The following is a 16665-nucleotide window of genomic DNA, read 5'->3' on the forward strand; positions in this document are numbered from 1 at the left end:
TCAGGCCGCGCGGCTTGACTGCCTTGGAAAAATAGCTTTCATATGAGGCCGCGTCTGGTGTATTGTAATTGAAGTTGCACGAAAAGAGGAGCATTTAATGGCAAAAGCAAGAGAAGCATACACCGATTCATCGATCCAGGTGCTGCATGGCCTGGAAGCCGTGCGAAAGCGGCCGGGGATGTATATTGGCTCAACCGATGCCCGCGGCTTGCACCATCTGGTTTACGAAATTGTCGACAACTCGGTCGATGAGGCTCTCGCTGGGTACGGGGACACCATCGCCACGACGATTCATGAAGACAACTCGATCACGGTCAAGGACCATGGTCGGGGCATGCCGACGGGGATGCACGCGTCCGGCAAGCCGACCATCGAAGTCATTTTGACGGTGCTGCACGCCGGCGGGAAGTTCGACCAGAACTCTTACAAGACGTCTGGCGGCCTGCACGGGGTCGGCTCTTCCGTCGTCAATGCACTGAGCGAGTCGCTGACGGTGCGCGTGGTGCGCGACAAGCAGGGCTTTGAGGAGCACTTCATCAACGGCGGTCATCCCGATGGCGGCCTGCAGAAGTTGGGCAAGGTCAACGAGCCGAACGGGACGACCATCACGTTCAAGCCGGACCCGACGATTTTTCAGACGACGACCTACAACTTCGACACACTGTCCGAGCGCCTGCGCGAATCGGCCTTCTTGATGAAAAACATCGTGTTCACCCTGACGGATGAGCGCACCGGCCGCGCCGAGACGTACCACTATCCCGACGGCCTGGTCAGCTTCGTCAAGTACCTGAACGAGGACCGCGACACGGTCAGCCCCGTCTTCAACTTCGAAGGCGATAAGGACGGCATCATCGTGGACTTCGCCGGCCAGTACAACGACGGCTACTCCGAAAACACGATCAGCTTCGTCAACAACGTGCGCACCGGCGACGGCGGCACGCATGAAGTCGGCATGCGCTCGGCGCTGACCCGTGCGTTCAACGATTTTGCGCGCAAGGTCAACCTGCTGAAGGACAAGGATAAGAACCTGGAAGGCTCCGACGTTCGCGAAGGCCTGGCTGCGGTGCTGTCCGTGCGCATCCCCGAGGAGATTCTGCAGTTTGAGGGTCAGACTAAGGGTAAGCTGGGCACGCCTCAGGCTCGCGCCGCCGTCGATTCGGTGATTTACGAGAAAATGAGCTTTTGGCTCATGGAAGGCGGCGACGACGCGCAGGAGCTGGTACGCAAAGCGCTGCGGGCCCGCGAAGCCCGTGAGGCCGCACGCAAGGCCCGCGATGACTCCCGCACCGGCAAGCGCAAGAAGAAGGACCAGGGCCTGCTGTCAGGCAAGCTGACCCCGGCGCAAAGCAAAAACGCCGCGAAAAACGAGCTGTACCTGGTCGAAGGGGATTCGGCGGGCGGCTCGGCCAAGCAGGGCCGCGACCGCAAGTTCCAGGCCATCCTGCCGCTGCGAGGCAAGGTGTTGAACACGCAGAAGGCCAAGCTCCAGGACATCGTCAAGAACGAAGAAATCAACACGATGATCTACACCATCGGCGCCGGTGTCGGCGCGGAGTTTGACGTCAAGCAGGCCAACTACGATAAGGTCATCATCATGACCGATGCCGATACCGACGGGGCCCACATTCAGGCGCTGCTGCTCACCTTTTTCTACCGCTACATGCGGCCGCTGATGGACGCCGGCAAGGTCTACATCGCCCTGCCGCCGCTTTACCGGCTGCAGAAGGGGAAGGGCGCCAACATCAAGATCGCCTACGCCTGGACCGATGAGGAACTGGAAAAAGAAACCAAAAAAATGGGCAAAGGCTACGTTTTGACCCGGTTCAAGGGCTTAGGCGAAATGAACGCCGACCAGCTTTGGGAAACCACCATGAATCCGGAAACCCGGACGCTGATCCGGGTGCGGGTCGATGATGGCGCCTTGGCCGAGCGCCGGGTCACCACGCTCATGGGCGACCGCGTAGAGCCGCGCCGCGAGTGGATCGAGCGCAACGTCGACTTCGACATGGACGAGGAAGGCTCGATCATGGAAACGAAGACCACCGACCACAGCAACATGCAGTTCGGCGTCGAGCAGATCAAAAAGCAGATTTCGAAGAAGGGTAAGTAATGGCAAATCACATTCAAGAAATGACGCTCGAAGAGGTCATGGGGGAGCGGTTCGGCCGCTACTCCAAGTACATCATTCAAGAGCGCGCCCTGCCAGATGTGCGCGACGGCTTAAAGCCGGTTCAGCGCCGCATCCTGTTTGCGATGAACCAGGACGGCAACACGTTTGATAAGGGTTTTCGGAAATCCGCCAAGTCCGTCGGGAACGTTATGGGTAATTTTCACCCGCATGGCGACTCGTCGATTTACGAGGCGATGGTGCGCTTGTCCCAAGACTGGAAGCTGGAAGAGCCGCTGATCGAAATGCACGGGAACAACGGCTCGATGGACGGCGATCCGCCGGCCGCGATGCGGTACACCGAAGCCCGACTGTCCAAAATCTCCGGCGAGCTGCTGAAGGACATCGACAAGGATACCGTGGAAATGGTCCTGAACTTCGATGACACCACCGAAGAGCCGACGGTGCTGCCGGCGGCTTTTCCCAATCTGCTGGTCAACGGTGCGACTGGGATCTCCGCGGGATACGCGACCGACATTCCGCCGCACAACCTGCGCGAGGTCATCAACGCGCTGCTGTATCTGATGAAGCATCCGGACGCCAGCCTGGATGACTTGATGAAGTTCGTTTTGGGCCCCGATTTTCCGACCGGTGGCATCATCCAAGGGCTCGCTGGCATTAAGCAGGCCTACGAAACCGGCCGCGGCAAGGTGGTCGTGCGCTCCCGCACCCACATGGAAACCATGCGCGGCGGCAAGCAGGAGATCGTGATCACGGAGCTGCCTTACGAGGTGAACAAGGCCCTGCTGATCAAGAAAATCGACGAGCTGCGGCTGGCCAAGAAGGTTGACGGCATCGCCGAAATTCGCGACGAGTCCGACCGCTTCGGCCTGTCCGTGGTCATCGAGCTGAAAAAAGAGGCTAACGCGGAAGGCATTTTGACGTATCTGTTCAAAAACACCGACCTGCAGATCAATTACAACTTCAACATGGTCGCCATCGCGGATCTCAAGCCCAAGCAGCTGGGCCTGAAGCCGATGCTTGAGGCCTACCTGAAGCACCGGCGCGAGGTCATCACGCGGCGCACCCAATTTGACCTGAAAAAGGCCGAGGCCCGCCAGCACATCGTGCAAGGCCTGATCAAGATGATCTCGATTCTCGACCAGGTCATCCACACGATTCGCCAAAGCGCCAACAAGGCCGACGCCAAGAACAACCTGGTCGCCCAGTACGACTTTTCCGTTGAGCAGGCCGAAGCCATCGTGTCCCTGCAGCTGTACCGTTTGACCAACACCGACATCACGGCGCTGGAAGAAGAGGCGGCGGCACTGGCAAAAAGCATCGCCGAGTACCATGACATCTTGGATCACCCGGCGGCGCGCGACGCGGTCATCGAGCAAGAGCTGTCGAGCATTGCCAAAACCTACGGCAAGGACCGCAAGTCGACGATTCAGGCGGAAATTGAAACCCTGGAAGTCGACACCGCCGTCACCGTGACCGACGAGCGCGTGATGGTCCTGGTCTCCCGCGATGGGTACATGAAGCGCAGCTCGCTGCGGTCGTACCAGGCGGTTTCGGCTGAAGATAACGGGCTCAAGGACAACGATTTCCCCGTATTTGAGCGGGAAATGGGCACCCTGCAGCACCTGTACATTTTTACCAGTGCGGGCAACGTGATTTACCGGCCCGTCCATGAACTTGAAGATTCGCGCTGGAAGGACGCCGGGGAGCACTTGTCCCAGGCGGTCGGCATCGGCACCGACGAGCACGTCATCGCCGCGTTTGGGTTCGATTCACTGGATGCCAAGGGGAACTTTGTCCTTGGCTCCTCTGACGGTTACATCAAGCAGACCGCACTCGCGGACCTGCAGCCGCAGCGCAACTACAAGAGCCGACCGATGGTGGGCATGAAGCTGAAGGGCAAGGACGCTTATGTCACCAACGCCTACTTCGCCGCGGCTGAGTCCAAGCAAACCGTTTTTGCCGTGACCAATCAGGCCTACGCTCAGCAGTTTGAGCTCTCAGAAGTCAGCGTGATCGGCGCGCGGTCGACTGGGGTCAAGAGCATGGCGCTCAAGCCGGGCGACTGGGTCGTCAACTTCATTCTGGCCGATGATCCGGTGCAAACCGAAGTCGGCATCTTGACGCAGCGTGGCGCCTTCAAGAAGATGAAGCTGAAGGAAATGGGCGTCGGCGCCCGGGCCCGCCGCGGCCTGCTCGTGCTGCGTGAGCTCAAGCGTGACCCGCACCGCGTCGTCGCGATGAGCAAGGTCGACGACAACACGCTGATCACCGTCGTCACGGATAAGGACCAGCAGGTCGAGCTGACCGCCAGCGAGTATCCGGATGGCGATCGCTACTCGAATGGGTCGTTTGTTCTCGACACCGATACGGTGGGGACGCCGAGTTTTATCCATTTGAGTCAGGTGTTAGCAACGCCGGAAGAAAATTAATTTTTTCTAAAGGGACCGATGAGGTCTCTTTTTTTGTATCTGTTACAATACACGGGGTGAAAAACTGTAATACAGATACGTGCGACAGGGGTCAGATAAAACCGCGGTAAATCAGCATTTCAATCTAAAAAGTTTGTGAAATAGTTATCGGAATTTACATTTAAGACACAATCCTGATAGGGCTATCAATGCCTGTACAAAGGGAAAGAAAAGGCTTGCACAGGTCTTGTGACGTGTTATACTAATTACGTAAGAACTGTGGTAAAAGTTCAACAATTAGGAGGCTATCCAGATGAAGCAGTTAGACAAAACTGACGTCAAGACCTACTGGGAAGGTTTTAACGGCGGCGACTGGCAGGATGAGATCAACGTTCGCGATTTCATTCAGCACAACCTGACACAATACAACGGCGATGAATCATTCCTTGCCGGCCCAACTGAAGCAACCACGATCTTGAACAATCAGGTGCTGAACCTGAAGAAGCAAGAACGTGCTGCAGGCGGCGTGCTCGATGCGGACACCAAAGTGGTCGCAACGGTCACTAGCCACGGCCCGGGCTACTTGAACAAGGATCTGGAAAAGATCGTTGGTCTGCAAACTGACAAGCCATTCAAGCGTGCGTTCATGCCTTTCGGCGGGATCCGGATGGCCGAGGATGCGCTTAAGTCCTACGGGTACACCCCAGATCCAGAAATGCATAAGATCTTTACTGAATACCACAAGACCCACAACCAAGGCGTGTTCGATGTCTACACGCCAGACATGCGCAAGGCGCGCCACTACAAGATCGTGACCGGCTTGCCAGATGCTTACGCACGTGGCCGCATCGTGGCTGACTTCCCACGGATCGCGATTTACGGGATCGACGCGTTGATGGCCGCCAAGAAGGCGGACTTTGACAACATCGGCGACGGCGAAATGACCGACGATGTGATTCGCCTGCGCGAACAGGTTTCCGACCAGTATCGGGCCCTGAACGACATGAAGAAGATGGCAGCCAGCTACGGTTTCGATATTTCCAAGCCGGCAACGACCGCCCAAGAAGCCGTTCAGTGGATCTACTTCGGCTACCTGGCCGCAGTCAAGACCCAAAACGGGGCTGCGATGTCAGTTGGCCGCATCGACACCACAATTGATGCCTTTATCGAACGCGACATGAAGCGCGGCCTGCTTGACGAGAGCCAGGCCCAAGAGCTGATCGACCACTTGGTCATGAAACTCCGCATGGTGCGCTTCATTCGGACCGAAGAGTACAACTCCTTGTTCTCAGGCGACCCGATCTGGGCGACCCTGAGCTTGGGCGGTGTCGGCTTTGACGGCCGTCACCACATCACCAAGACCGCATTCCGCTTCCTGAAGACCCTCGACAACATGGGTGCGGCGCCTGAGCCGAACATCACGCTGCTGTGGGACGAGAAGCTGCCAGAAGGCTTCAAGCGCTACGCAACTGAGGTGTCCATCTCCAGTTCAACCATTCAGTACGAAAACGACTCACTGATGCGCACCGAATGGGGCACCGACTACTACGGCATTGCCTGCTGTGTTTCCGCTCAGCCGATCAAAGACGGCGTCCAGTTCTTCGGCGCCCGGGCAAACCTGGCAAAGGCCATCCTTTACGCCATCAATGGTGGGATGGACGAAATCGGCGAGACGCAAGTTGGTCCTGAAACCGAGCCAATCACCTCTGACGTCATCGACTATGATGAATTCATGAAGAAGTTCGACGTCCAGGCCGGCTGGCTGGCTGATGTCTATGTCAACGCCTTGAACGCGATTCAGTACATGCACGACAAGTACTACTACGAATCCGCTCAGTTGGCATTGAAGGACACCCACCTGGACTACACCTTCGCGACAGGGATTTCCGGCTTCTCGCACGCGGTTGACTCCATTTCCGCGATCAAGTACGGCAAGGTTCACCCGATCCGCGACGAAAAGGGCGTTGCCATCGACTTCAAGGCCGAAAACGACGACTACCCACGCTATGGGAACAACGATGACCGCGCTGACGACATTGCCAAGTGGCTGATCAAGTACTTCTACAACAAGATGAACACGCACCACCTGTACCACGGTGCTAAGCTCTCAACTTCTGTTCTGACCATTACGTCCAACGTGGTTTACGGCAAGAACACTGGGACCACGCCTAACGGCCGCCAGAAGGGCGAACCATTCTCACCTGGTGCAAACCCAGCTTATGGCGCTGAAAAGAACGGCGCGCTGGCTTCCCTGATGTCCACCGCGAAGATCCCATATCACTACGCAACAGACGGGATCTCCAACACGTTCGGCGTCACCCCGAACACCTTGGGCCACGATGATGAAACCCGCAAGGACACGCTGGTTCACATGATCGACGGTTACATGGAGAACAACGGGATGCACCTGAACATCAACGTCTTCAACAAGGAGACCTTGATCGATGCCCAGAAGCACCCAGAAGAATACCCAACTTTGACGGTCCGCGTCTCCGGTTACTGCGTCTACTTCGCAGATCTGACCAAGGAGCAACAGGACGACGTCATTGCCCGGACCTTCTTCGAGGAAATGTAAGACCACTTTCATACTCGGTGCGTTCCGCTGCCGAGCCGTGTGCAATTCAAACAATTCGACTAAGCGGGAGCCTCGTAAACGGGACTCCCGTTTTGCCCAGAGGCGGCAAAAATGCTTGCCGCTTGTGGGCAAGACCGCGTATGCTGAAACTGACAGGAGGCATTTTGATGAAATTGATCGATAATACCAAAACACCACTGAACGTGCTGGACTCCATTGGCGTTGAGGATGAGGGGCCAGTCAAAGGGTATGTGCACTCGCTGGAAAGTTTCGGCTCAGTTGACGGTCCCGGTATCCGTTTCGTGGCCTTCCTGCAGGGCTGCCGGATGCGCTGCCAGTACTGCCACAACCCTGACACCTGGAACATCGGTGTCGGCACCGAAATGACCGCGGATGAGCTGCTGGATAACGCCGAACGCTACCGCGCGTTTTGGGGTGAGACCGGCGGCTTGACATGCTCCGGCGGCGAGTCCCTGGTGCAGATCGACTTTTTGCTCGACCTGTTCACCAAGGCCAAGGCACGCGGCATCTCGACCTGCCTGGATACCTCAGGCGGTCCGTTTACCCGCGACGAGCCGTGGTTCTCGAAGTTCAAGGAGCTCATGAAGGTCACCGACATTTCACTGGTCGACATCAAGCATATCAACTCGGCTGAGCACAAGAAACTCACCGGCATCGGGAACGAGAACATCCTCGATATGATCCAGTGGATGTCGGCGAACGGCTGCGACATGTGGATCCGCCACGTGCTGGTGCCTGAGCGCACCGACTACGACGTGTATCTCAAGCAGCTGGGGGACTACATCAAAACTCTAAATAATGTTCAAAAAGTTGAGGTGCTGCCTTACCACACGCTGGGGGTCAAAAAGTACCACGAATTGGGCATTACCTATCCGCTTGAAGGCATCGAGCCGCCAACCGCCGACCGCGTCAAAAACGCGGAGCAGTTGTTGCACACGGCCGATTACACCGGCTGGAAGACTTGGAAGCCGGCAAACTAGACTTTCAGATAATTGTTATGATAAGAAGGAAGAGCTTTTGGTTGCTCTTTCTTTTTTTGTACCTTATTATTAGGTAAGCGATTTATTTCGTTATGTTGGCAATGGTTGCGGTCGTGAACTGGGCGGAGACCCGAATGAAGGAGTAGCACATGAAGACAAAGCAGGAGAGCATTTTCTCGTCGAAGACACTGTCATATTTTTTGCAATTGGCGGACACCATGAATTACACGCAGGCCGCTCAGCTGCTGGGTATCACGCAGCCGGCGCTGACGCAGCAGATCAAGAAACTGGAGCGGACCGTGGGGGCCCCGCTCTTCTATTCGGTGGGGAAGAAGCTGCATCTGTCCGATGCTGGGCGCACGATGCTCGACGCCACGCATTCGATCTACGAGACGCTGAACCAGGCGACCGATGAGATTCAGCAGGCCAGCAACGCCAACTCCGGCGTGATCAAGATTGGCATGCTGGCCTCGGTGGAGTCCTCGGCCTTCATTGGTTTTTCCGCTGAATACTACAAGCAAAACCCCGATGTGCAGATCGTGTTTCTGAACATGACCCGCCACGAAATTTGGGAGCAGCTTGAAAACAACCAGATCGACCTGGCCATCATGTATCTGCCGGATGACACGATCAAGAACTGGAAGCCGTACGAAAGCCGCAAAATCGTTGACGAGCAGCTGCTGTTCTTGCACCACAACGAGAAGCTGGCCAAGCGCAAGCGTGTGCACTTCCGAGACACCCTGAGCCAGCCGTGGGTGACGTACCCGGATTCCTATTTCCTGTCGTACTTCCTGCACGAGGCCTACAAGAATCAGATGGTCGACTACCCGCACATCGTGGCGCAGTTCACCACGCCGTTTCAGCTGATGCAGTTTCTCAACCTCACCGGCGTGAATACGGCGCTGCCGACGTCGTTCTACCAAGCTCATCAGGATGAAATCGATGCGTACGCGGTTTCGTTTGAGCCGGCAGTGTCGTTCGAGCTGGCGTTCATTTTCCGCAAGGGCAAGGACACCATTCCGCGGGTCGAACAGTTTCTGAACAGCTTCGATGCGTACCTGGACAAGAAGGATTACCTGTCGCGGGTCGCTGAGAACCGTGTTAAACTGGACTAGTACGCGTAAAGCGCAATACTGAAAAAGGGAGTCACACCATGACAACATTGATTTTTGGTCATCAGAATCCAGATACCGACGCCGTAACCTCCGCGATGAGTTTCGCGGAATACCAAAAGCAGCTCGGCAATACTGATGTTGAGGCGGTCGCTTTGGGCGAAGTGAACGCCGAAACGGCTTTTGCGCTCAAAACCTTCAAGAAGGCCACGCCGCGTGTGATCAAGACCGCCGCTAACGAGACCGACACGGTCATGCTGGTCGACCACAACGAGTTCCAGCAGAGTGTGTCCGACATCAAGGACGTCACGATTGCCGCCGTTGTGGATCATCACCGAATCGCCAACTTCGAAACGGCCGCACCGCTGTTCTACCGCGCGGAGCCAATCGGCAGCTGCAACTCGGTCATCTACGAAATGTTCCAGGAAAAAGGCTTCAAGATCAGCCCCCAGCTGGCCGGCCTGATGGCGAGCGGGATGATTTCAGACACGCTGCTGCTGAAGAGCCCGACCACTACTGACGTTGAGCGCAAGGTCCTGCCAGAACTGGCAAAAATCGGCGGCTTTGACCTGCAGGAATACGGCCTCGCCATGCTGAAGGCAGGCACCAACCTGGCGGCCAAGTCCGATCTGGATATCGTTGAAGGCGACGCCAAGAGCTTCGATATGGGCGGCACCTCGGTTCGCATCGGCCAGGTCAATGTCGTTGACCTGAATGAGGTTTACGAGCGTCAGGCGGCCATTGAAGCCACCATGAAGAGCGAAGCCGAAAAGAACGGCTACGACTCCTTCCTGCTTTTGGCAACCAACATCCTGGACTCCGATACCACCGGTTTCTTCTACGGCAAGAATGCCGACAAGCTGGAAGCGGCCTTCAACCAGAAGTTCGATGCGGACCACCGCATCGCGCTGCCTGGCGTGGTTTCCCGCAAGAAGCAAGTCGTCCCACCGCTGCAAAAGGCGTTTGAGGCGTAAGTTGATTGAGGCTCAGGCGGTTGCCGGAGCCTTTTTTGGTAGGAGGAAAAGCAATGGAAGAGCAAACTCAGATCGATCTGATCAAACAATTCTCAGACGCGTATGGCGTGCCAGGCTTTGAACAAGACGTGGTGCGGCTGTATCGCGACCAGATGAAGCCGTACGCGGACGTCACAATCGATGGCATGTTCAACGCGCTGGCAGCCCGCAAGCAAAACACCGGCAACCGACCGGTGGTGCAAATGGATGCCCATGCCGATGAAGTCGGCTTCATGGTCCAGGCCATTCGCCCCAGCGGTCTGATCAAGTTCGTCACGCTTGGCGGCTGGGTGCCGACCAATGTCCCGGCGATGCGCGTGGTCGTGCGCAACAAGCGCGGCGAGTACGTTCCAGGTGTGGTGGCGACCAAGCCGCCACACTTCATGACGGCCGCAGAACGCAACGCCGTGCCAACCATTGCCGGCATGTCAATCGACGTCGGCAGCACCTCGCGCGAGGAAACTCTTGAGGATTACGCCATCGACACCGGCTGCCCGATTTTTCCTGACGTGAAGTGCGAATACGATGCCAAACACGGCATGTTCTTCGGCAAGGCGTTTGATGACCGTATCGGCGCCGCAGCCTTGATCGATACGTTTGACAACCTCAAGGACGACGACCTCAACGTGGATGTCATCGCCGGACTGTCTACGCAGGAAGAAGTTGGCTTGCGTGGTGCTTACGTCACTGCGCGCAAGGTCGACCCTGACATCGCCATTGTTTACGAAGGGGTGCCGGCTGATGACACCTTCGAGCCTGACTGGCTCTCGCAGACTCGCGTCAAGGCAGGCCCGATGCTGCGGGATCTGGATACGACCTACATCGCGAATCCGAACTTCCAGCAGTTCGCGGCTGATTTGGCCGACGAGCTGCACCTACCATACACCCGGGCCGTGCGGACGGGTGGGGGACAGAACGGGGCCGCGATTGGCTACTGGAAAGGCGTCCCAACCATCGTGGTCGGTATTCCTGTGCGCTATGAGCACACTGCATACACCTTCACCGCGCTGAGCGATTTTCAGGTCTCCAGCAAGCTTGGCACCGAGATTCTGCGCCGGTTGGATAAGGAAACCATCGCGTCGTTTAATTCTGTCGATTAATTGAAAAACCGCGGCAGCTGGGCATTTAACCTGGCTGCCAATTTTTTGTTGTTGAATAAGTTTAGACATGTCTAACTTTTGCATGGGTGCTTATTTTCTAGCCCTGATAATTGTTATACATGGTTATTGATACGACGAAATGTCGTATCCAGCTTGCTGCAGTCCGAAGCAAATTCGCCCAATCCGTCTCTAGGCTCTTGCGTTGCACCAGCTGGTTGACTCAGGCTGATCGTGATCACCGCGGCCCAGTAAAACGAGCCTTCAGCATGTCGAAACTGATTTTGAGCCTAGTTGAGTTTTTTTTGCCGTAATCACAGATTCTATGGGTCATCGTCAGCGGACTCTGGCCGCATCGAAACAGCTGAATTATCAGTTGTGAATCTGATGCGAGTTCAGCTTAGTAGACGCATAGTTGATGGTCTAATTCCTCAGAATCACGATGTCAGCAAGCCACACGCAAGGCGCAGATTAAGACCGACGCGTGAGTGTGACTTGAACAAGTGTGATGGCAGATTGAAATCTTGTGCGCAGAGATTTATTGAAGACTGTCGGTTGATGATTTGCTGCGGACGATTCTGAGCCGCGATGACGCACAGCAAGTTGAAACAGACGAAGAGACTGATGAAACTGCAATCGCACAAAAATTAACTTAGAGTTGACCGGCAGTCGAAGGTATAGCAGCAGCAGCTGACATGAATTGACTAAGCCAGTCCCTTCGGCTCTCAAGCACTACTTCGTATAATATATATTATGTGAACTAGAATATACCAAAAAACAACAGGGCTAAATTCACCCCTAAATGTCGTACACCCCACTGTCCATTTGCCGCTCAGTTAAATGATTGACTGACTGTGCCATTGTGAAGCAAGCGAAAATCTGAGAATTGACCAAACCCAAGTGCTGGCGACTTGCTGCCAGCTGACCATTGACCAGGCTTTGGCTAAAATCAAATCCTGTTACAACAGGTTCAGAAAAGTCTTTCTGCAACCGCCAAGTGATCAAAGGACTCTGGCGTGTTGCGGAAAGACTTTTTTACCGATGGTCTATCGTGACCGGTGTACCTTCAGGAATTTTGTCATAGATCCATTTGGCGTCTGGAATGCTTAGCTGCACGCAGCCGTGCGACCCGGCGCGTTTGCCCAAGTCGCTGGCCTCTTTGATGTCGTAATGGCCTTGAGCGTCAAACGGCACTGTGTGAAAAAGAATCCGGTTTTGGTAAATCGACGTCCAGTAGTTCGCCCCCAGCCGCACCGCCGGACTGGAATTGAAGAAGTGCAGCCCGCGTTGACCAATGCTAAAGTGGCCTTCTGGGGTGCGGCCATCAATCCCGGTTGACGCGTACATCGTGTAAAGCAGTTTCCCATTACCGCGAATGTAGACCCGCTGTTTGTCGAGCCGGACTTCCATTGAAAGCTTCTGAACATGTGTGAGGTCTGGGTATGCAGCCGTTTCCGATGGCTGGTGCCAGTCAATCGGCGTGCGCATCACGGAGGCCCGCTTTGGTTTAGCCAGCTTGTGCGGCCGCACCGCATGCGAACGGTGCTTTGGCTGGCTTTGAGCGTCGCGGTCGTGATGTACCGCTTGTACTTGCTGCCGCGTCACCAAAGCGATGCCCAAGGCAATAACAATCAAGGCGACGGCTAGTAAGGCCAACCGCTCAACTCTTGACGAAACAAGTCTCCGGGAAGCCCTTGATGGATTCGATTGTGGTTGACGTAAACGCATTACCCCGATAACCCTCTTCCAGAATGTGCCCCAATTTTGTTGGTGACGTATGCTCAGCTGATGTCGACTGGCGTGCCGGTGGGAATATTTTCATTGACCCACTTGGCGTCAGGAATGCTCAACCGCACGCAGCCATGAGAACCAGGCTCTTTGCCTAACTTTGCGGCCTCTTTCGGCAGATAATTGCCGTTGACGTCGACCGGCACCGAGTGAAACAGGTAGCCCGTGCCGGAAAATGCGGTCCAGTAATTGGCGCCCATTTTTTCCGATGGCGTGTAGAAGTGATCGCCGCGAGTCCCGATTTGGAAGTGCCCCTTCGGCGTCAGATTATTGACGCCACTAGACGCATACATGGTGTACGCGACTTTACCATTGATCAGGATGTAGACCCGCTGTTTTTTCAAGTTGACCCGCATCGCCACTTTTTCAGCGCTCGTGATAGTTGGGTATGCGACGGTCTCAGATGGCTGATGCCAGTCAATTGGCTTGCGCATCACGGATGGTGCCGCCGTCTTTGGCTTAGCCTTGTGCTTGTCAACAGACTTTGCCGCGAATTTTTTGGCAGGCCTGTTCTTAGTGACCTTGCTTGTCTGGTTCTGACGCGTGGTCAAAGCGGACGCCTGAAGGTGCTCAGCCGCCCTGACGCCGATCAGCGCCACCACCACAATCACGACCAGACCCCAGACCCAGGGCCGGTAACGCTTCTTTAACCGGTGAAAATGAACCTGCCGCATACGCGTCCTCCTCAACGAAACACTCTTTTCGGTTACTTATTGTACCATAAAATTGCACTGGTACTATTGTGAAAACGCCGCCAGACCGCCCTTTAACTGAAAAATGGCTCGGTGATGGTGAAGGCTTTCTGGGTGCAATCTAAGCAAGCCATGCCGCCGTATGGCAGCGCCGCACGCGGATAAGCGTGCCCAAAGTTGGCATTAAACAGCACTGGCAGCTGTTCTGGTTCAGTTTCCTCGAGCAGAATCTGCTTGTACTCAGCGTAGTAGCGCTCATTTTGCGGCTTGCCCGCAATGATCCCAACCACCTGGTCAAAAATCCCATAAGCCTTCAGGTGCTGCAGCATCAGTCGATAGCTGGCGGGCGCCGGCCGCTCCTCGCTGGTTTCGATGAACAGGAGTTTGCCGTGCCACTCCTCTGGTGTCGGCATCAGCCCATATTGTTCGCTCAGGGTTCGCTCATTGGGTAGGTGGTTGACCAACAAGTCATCTAAACTTTCCAGGCAGCCGCCCAGCAGCGGCCCCCTCACCTGCCCTTGGCCCCGCAGAATTTCCAGGCCGTGCGTCTCGCGGTGGCTGACCCGCGCAGTGCCCAACGCGGCGGGTGAAAAGTCTTCCCGCTCTTCGTACCACACCGGACTGGCTGTTATGGCTGTGGTGGCAGGATTGGTCAAATAATGCGCAAATGTCGCTTGGGTGTATGGCAGCATTGCCGTGTCGAGCTCCGCCAGGTCATTCAACAAATTCGGCCCGTAGAAGCTCTGCAGACCCAGGCGATACAGCATCAGGTGATCGATTGTCGTGTCAGAAAAGCCGGTGAATAATTTAGGCTGCTGGCGAACGGCTTCAGCAAAGGTGGCGTCTGCCATCAGATAAGGCGCCAGCCTGAAAGTGTCTTCCCCGCCGATCGCGGCGATAATGCCGGTAATTTCTGGGTCAGCGAAGGCGGCTTTCAAGTCGGCGGCGCGGTGTTCAGGGTGCGCAGCCAGTGCGGCAAGCCCATCTAACGCGTGCGGCATTACGACCGGGACCAGTCCCAGCTCGCGCAGGCGCTTTTTGCCGAGGGCGAGCTGATGGGCTGTGGCGGGCTCCCCCAGAATTCCGCTGGACAAGCTGACAATCGCGACCTGATCGCCGCGGCGCAGGGACCGCGGCTTGAGCCGGCCAGCGGCATTGGTTGAAAATGGCATGACTGTCCTCCTTCGCGTATCCTGGCTCTACTTAATTCTCGCTGCGCCGGCGCTGGCGGTCCTTGCGAATCACCACGATCAGCACCGACAGCGCGGCAAACACGATGATGAGCGTGATCAGCAGACGCCGATTGCCACGAATCAAGGCGTCACCGCCAAACGCATACAAGGCGGCGACCAGCGTGCTGCCGAGCAGGCAGACCAGCGCGTGCGAGCGTTCAGAGACGCGCAGACGCACCGATGCCACATTGACCAGCATGGTTGGAATCATCGGCACCGCGTAGCCGATGAGCAGCCCGAGGCGCGGATGCTTCATGTTCACCAGGCTCTGATACAGCCAGTTGGTCGGCTCCTGATCACGCCGGTCCGCCAGCAGTTTCAGCACCGCGCTTTGGACGAGATTAACGACCGTGAGCCCAGCGGCACTAACCAGAAATCCGGCCCAATCGCCCAGGCAGACCCCGGTGAAAATTGCGACCACCGAACTTGGTGCCCCAGGGATGCAGCACATTAAGACCAGCAGTCCAAAAAACAAAATGACTTCTAAGGGACCATAATCGCGCAAACTGGCGATCGCATTTTCCGCTTGCGTGGTGGATTCTAACAGCGGTGAAACGCTGCCGCGGTACTGGCGCCATAAATCGTAAACAATACCGGCGGCAATCAGCGCGCCAAGAATCGATAAGGCCATTTTTAGTTGGCGTTTCACGCACTCACCCCCAGTTGCACCTAGTGTACCTGAATGGTCTTTGCGGTGCACAAAGAATCTGCTGTTCTGCATGAAAAAAGGCCCAGTCAGAGCGGGACCTCCCAATTAGAACAAGATGGCAAATGCGGCGCTTTCCTGGGCCGTCGCTTGATCTGGAAAAGACATGTAAACCTGCATGCCGCCCTCATCTACGTCTGCAAAAGCCCCTTCCAGGGTCGGGTAACGACTGGCCAAAGCTGGTAGGGTGTAAGCGAGCAGGCCGTCAAGCAGGCCGTGATCTTGGCCCCAGGCGCCACCGAATTCGAGCCGATTGCCGCGCAGATACGTCAGGCAATACGCGACGATGTTGTCCCCTTGCGCCAGCGCAAGCGGTGCTGTCGGTTCGAGGTCGGTCAGGATGCGCGGCGCCCAGTCATTGTCGGCAAACGGCTTGACTGGATCGACTTCATGGCGCTTTTGGTAGGTTAAGTAGGCCGCTTGAATCAACGCATTACTCAATGGTTCAGATTGGAGAACGTCACTTTGCGTCAAGAGCCTTGTCCCTGGGGTCAAAGAAACTGTGGCGGTGTGGGCCGTTTTTAACGCCAGTTTCGGTTTGAACGTGGTCCGAATCCGGCGCAGCCCACGGGAAATCGTGGCAGATCGCAGTGCCGACTGGGTGTCCGTGCTGACGGTCAAAATCCCTCGCTGCCCGGCGTTTTTGGCGCGGTCAACCACCGGCGTGAGCAGCGCATCAGCGAGCTCCGCTTGCGGCAGGGCGTCGGCCTTTGCGGTGGTCACGGTCACAAACCGCATCAGGTAAGGATGCAACGGATTGCGCCAAGTGGTTAGCGCACCGACGATGTCGTCGTTGCAAGACAAGATGGTCGCCCCATCGCGGTGGGCCTTGAATAAAGCGCGGTCTTCCGCAGTGCCGACCCATTGAACGGCCGGGTTATCATAAGGAGAATACTCAAAGTTCATAGTT

The 16665-nt window shown here is 56.1% G+C and carries 12 protein-coding genes; 7 read left to right on the forward strand and 5 right to left on the reverse strand.

Annotated features, from left to right (window positions below; all coding sequences use genetic code 11):
• Nucleotides 1-97 precede the first annotated feature (97 nt).
• From parE to EKM86_RS00120, 7 genes are all read left to right on the forward strand, one after another.
• A complete protein-coding gene (gene parE / locus EKM86_RS00090) occupies nucleotides 98-2110 on the forward strand; it encodes a DNA topoisomerase IV subunit B (RefSeq protein ID WP_125754468.1) in 2013 nt (670 codons plus the stop codon).
• Complete coding sequence (gene parC, locus EKM86_RS00095; protein ID WP_125754469.1) at nucleotides 2110-4560, forward strand: DNA topoisomerase IV subunit A; 2451 nt, start codon at nucleotides 2110-2112, stop codon at nucleotides 4558-4560. The genes parE and parC overlap by 1 nt, the downstream gene beginning before the upstream one ends.
• Before the next feature lie 292 nt (nucleotides 4561-4852).
• A complete protein-coding gene (gene pflB / locus EKM86_RS00100; RefSeq protein ID WP_125754470.1) occupies nucleotides 4853-7114 on the forward strand; it encodes a formate C-acetyltransferase in 2262 nt (753 codons plus the stop codon).
• Between the two features lie 167 nt (nucleotides 7115-7281).
• Nucleotides 7282-8115 carry a pyruvate formate-lyase-activating protein gene (gene pflA, locus EKM86_RS00105; protein ID WP_125754471.1) on the forward strand — a complete coding sequence of 278 codons (834 nt, stop codon included), beginning with the start codon at nucleotides 7282-7284 and terminating at the stop codon, nucleotides 8113-8115.
• A gap of 149 nt (nucleotides 8116-8264) precedes the next feature.
• Complete coding sequence (locus EKM86_RS00110) at nucleotides 8265-9230, forward strand: LysR family transcriptional regulator (protein ID WP_125754472.1); 966 nt, start codon at nucleotides 8265-8267, stop codon at nucleotides 9228-9230.
• A 38-nt stretch (nucleotides 9231-9268) separates the two neighbouring features.
• Nucleotides 9269-10201: a manganese-dependent inorganic pyrophosphatase gene (locus EKM86_RS00115; protein ID WP_125754473.1), complete on the forward strand. Its 933-nt coding sequence runs from the start codon at nucleotides 9269-9271 to the stop codon at nucleotides 10199-10201.
• A gap of 53 nt (nucleotides 10202-10254) precedes the next feature.
• On the forward strand, nucleotides 10255-11340 hold the full coding sequence (locus tag EKM86_RS00120) for a M42 family metallopeptidase (RefSeq protein ID WP_125754474.1): 1086 nt from the start codon (nucleotides 10255-10257) through the stop codon (nucleotides 11338-11340).
• A 1032-nt stretch (nucleotides 11341-12372) separates the two neighbouring features.
• On the opposite strand, the gene EKM86_RS00125 is transcribed toward EKM86_RS00120, so the two are convergent.
• The 5 genes from EKM86_RS00125 to EKM86_RS00145 form a co-directional block, all read right to left on the reverse strand.
• Nucleotides 12373-12993, reverse strand: a complete 621-nt coding sequence (locus tag EKM86_RS00125) for a L,D-transpeptidase (protein ID WP_164506091.1) — start codon at nucleotides 12991-12993, stop codon at nucleotides 12373-12375.
• Between the two features lie 125 nt (nucleotides 12994-13118).
• Nucleotides 13119-13799: a L,D-transpeptidase gene (locus tag EKM86_RS00130; protein WP_125754476.1), complete on the reverse strand. Its 681-nt coding sequence runs from the start codon at nucleotides 13797-13799 to the stop codon at nucleotides 13119-13121.
• A gap of 92 nt (nucleotides 13800-13891) precedes the next feature.
• On the reverse strand, nucleotides 13892-14989 hold the full coding sequence (locus tag EKM86_RS00135) for a S66 family peptidase (RefSeq protein ID WP_125754477.1): 1098 nt from the start codon (nucleotides 14987-14989) through the stop codon (nucleotides 13892-13894).
• Between the two features lie 31 nt (nucleotides 14990-15020).
• Nucleotides 15021-15698, reverse strand: a complete 678-nt coding sequence (locus EKM86_RS00140) for a TVP38/TMEM64 family protein (RefSeq protein ID WP_164506092.1) — start codon at nucleotides 15696-15698, stop codon at nucleotides 15021-15023.
• A 105-nt stretch (nucleotides 15699-15803) separates the two neighbouring features.
• The gene (locus tag EKM86_RS00145; RefSeq protein WP_125754479.1) at nucleotides 15804-16661 is read right to left on the reverse strand and encodes a hypothetical protein; all 858 of its coding nucleotides are present in this window, start codon (nucleotides 16659-16661) and stop codon (nucleotides 15804-15806) included.
• Between the last annotated feature and the right edge of the window lie 4 nt (nucleotides 16662-16665).

Origin of the sequence: Lacticaseibacillus hegangensis, from assembly GCF_003946465.1 — a bacterium.
Lineage (GTDB): Bacteria > Bacillota > Bacilli > Lactobacillales > Lactobacillaceae > Lacticaseibacillus > Lacticaseibacillus hegangensis.

What these genes read in the sequence shown, in the direction of transcription:
- parE (WP_125754468.1), top strand. Translation starts at nt 98, where the DNA reads ATGGCAAAAGCAAGAGAAGCATACACCGATTCATCGATCCAGGTGCTG.
- parC (WP_125754469.1), top strand. Translation starts at nt 2,110, where the DNA reads ATGGCAAATCACATTCAAGAAATGACGCTCGAAGAGGTCATGGGGGAG.
- pflB (WP_125754470.1), top strand. Translation starts at nt 4,853, where the DNA reads ATGAAGCAGTTAGACAAAACTGACGTCAAGACCTACTGGGAAGGTTTT.
- pflA (WP_125754471.1), top strand. Translation starts at nt 7,282, where the DNA reads ATGAAATTGATCGATAATACCAAAACACCACTGAACGTGCTGGACTCC.
- EKM86_RS00110 (WP_125754472.1), top strand. Translation starts at nt 8,265, where the DNA reads ATGAAGACAAAGCAGGAGAGCATTTTCTCGTCGAAGACACTGTCATAT.
- EKM86_RS00115 (WP_125754473.1), top strand. Translation starts at nt 9,269, where the DNA reads ATGACAACATTGATTTTTGGTCATCAGAATCCAGATACCGACGCCGTA.
- EKM86_RS00120 (WP_125754474.1), top strand. Translation starts at nt 10,255, where the DNA reads ATGGAAGAGCAAACTCAGATCGATCTGATCAAACAATTCTCAGACGCG.
- EKM86_RS00130 (WP_125754476.1), bottom strand. Translation starts at nt 13,799, where the DNA reads ATGCGGCAGGTTCATTTTCACCGGTTAAAGAAGCGTTACCGGCCCTGG.
- EKM86_RS00135 (WP_125754477.1), bottom strand. Translation starts at nt 14,989, where the DNA reads ATGCCATTTTCAACCAATGCCGCTGGCCGGCTCAAGCCGCGGTCCCTG.
- EKM86_RS00145 (WP_125754479.1), bottom strand. Translation starts at nt 16,661, where the DNA reads ATGAACTTTGAGTATTCTCCTTATGATAACCCGGCCGTTCAATGGGTC.